Origin of the sequence: Sinomonas sp. (genome assembly GCF_036848755.1) — a bacterium.
Classification (GTDB): Bacteria; Actinomycetota; Actinomycetes; order Actinomycetales; family Micrococcaceae; genus Sinomonas.
This window is the reverse complement of record NZ_DAIUJO010000238.1, coordinates 1-2075: the sequence shown is the minus strand read 5'-3', so window position 1 is coordinate 2075 and position 2075 is coordinate 1. Positions and strand designations below refer to the sequence as shown.

At 72.5% G+C, this 2075-nt stretch carries 1 protein-coding gene; it reads left to right on the top strand.

The window, feature by feature from the left end; genetic code table 11:
• Positions 1-242: 242 nt before the first annotated feature.
• Positions 243-1199, top strand: coding sequence for a prolipoprotein diacylglyceryl transferase (gene lgt / locus V7053_RS18910; protein WP_334173788.1), 957 nt, complete (start codon positions 243-245; stop codon positions 1197-1199).
• Positions 1200-2075 lie beyond the last annotated feature (876 nt).

Here is a 2075-nt window from a genome sequence, read left to right as displayed (position 1 = left end):
TCAGCGGGCCGCCCGGGCACGGTCCCCGGGCTGCTGGAGAACCCTCATCCTCGTCCCGGTCCGCGGCGGAGACCCTGCTCTCCATGTTCATGCCTGCACTGTCACGTGTCGCTGGGAAGGCCGCGTGAGATGATTGCGCCTCATCCCACCTTCCACCGCACCTCCAAGACGCCTCGGGAAGCCGACATGGACAACAGACCCACACCCGCCGCAGGACCGGCCCGGGACCCGGGGAACGCGCTGTGAGCGCTCCTCCGGTCCCCGCATTCATCCCCTCCCCGACCGTCGACGCGATCAGGCTCGGCCCGCTCTCCATCCACTTCTACGCCCTGTGCATCCTCTCCGGCATCGCCGTGGCACTCTGGCTCACGAGCCGACGGTGGGCCCACCGGGGCGGAAGGCCGGGCCAGGTCCTGGACATCGCCCTGTGGGCCGTCCCCTTCGGCATCGTCGGCGGGCGCATCTACCACGTCATCACCGACCCCGAGCTGTACTTCCTGCCCGGGAAGGACCCGTGGAACGCGTTCGCGATCTGGGACGGCGGGCTCGGGATCTGGGGCGCCGTCGCCCTCGGCGGGCTCGGTGCGTGGATCGGGTCCCGGCGCGCGAAGGCAAGCCTGCCCGCGTTCGCCGACGCCCTGGCGCCCGGGCTCCTGTTCGCACAAGCGCTCGGCCGGCTCGGGAACTGGTTCAACAACGAGCTCTACGGGGACCCGACCACGCTCCCGTGGGGCCTGCAGATCCACCAGATGGACCCCGCCACCGGCGCCGCGGCCACCGGCCCCGAGGGCAGTCCCATCGTCATCGGCTACTTCCAGCCCACCTTCCTCTACGAGGCCCTGTGGTGCATGCTCGGGGGTTTCGCGATCATCGCCGCCTCCCGCCGGCTCCGCCTGCCCCGCGGGGCCGAGTTCGCCCTCTACGTCATGGTCTACACGGCGGGCCGGTTCGTGATCGAGCTCATGCGCTCGGACTACGCCAACCTCATCCTCGGCCTGCGCGTGAACACGTGGGTCGCGGGCCTGATCTTCCTCGGCGGGGCCCTCGCCTTCACCCTCCTCATGGCCCGGGGGAGGCGCCGGGCCCAGCCCGCCCAGACCTCCAGCACCCCAACGACAGGGCCAGAAGACACCGGCCCCGTCCAGGGCGGAGAGCAGCCCGGACAGGGAAGGGGCCCAGGCGGCACAGGAATCCCATGACCCCCAGCACGACCACGATTCGCGCCCTTGGGCCCGAAGACCTGCTCTACGCCCGAGGAAGGCCGTGCTGATCCAGGCCACGTGGTGGGCGCCGAAGGCCTGGTCGACCGGGAGCTCCGCGTAAGTCACGACAGGGGCCTTCGCCACCAGGGCGAGGACGAACACGGCCAAGGACACGGAGAGGGCGTCCAGTGCCGCAGGCTCGGCAGCACGGCCAGACGGCTGGACGGGGGGTGCGCGGCGGTCCCGTCGAGGGTCACGACGTGGGTGTTGGTCAGGATGTGCCCGTCCCCAGTCGAGCACGACCCCCCGGACCCGGTCACCCGAAGGAGCCGGGGGAGCTGACCCCGACGGTGACCACGCTAAGAGAGGCCTCCTGCGGCGCAGAGTCCACGTTGGCATCCAGCGGCCTGTCCACCCTCAGCGGCGCCCGGGCCATGGCCGCGGACGGCGGCGCGGCCAGGGGATCCCTGCCAGCGCTGCCCCGGCACCCAGGATGGCGGCGACCAGCACCGGCGCCACCGCGATACCGTTGCCCCAGCGCCCCGGCACCCAGGGGGTGCGTGAGGAGAGGACGGCGCCGCCGGTGCCCGTCCCGCGCGGCCCGCCGCCGTACCCGGCCTATGCTCTCTCCCTGCCCCGGGATGCGTCCCTTCTGCCCCGATGATCCGCGCCCCCGCCTGAGAACCGGCCCGAAGCCCCCGCGAGGAACCTGGAGGCGGCGTCCGGGCGGTTTCCCTCCCAGGCTCCCCGGGACGCGTCTCTGCTCCTCCCCGCAGCGGCGGGGTCTGGCGGGCGGCGCGTGCCGCCGGGAGGGTTCCTCCTCGTCAGCGGTGCAGGTGAGCTTCGGCGAGGGCGTCCATCTCCTCGTCGCTG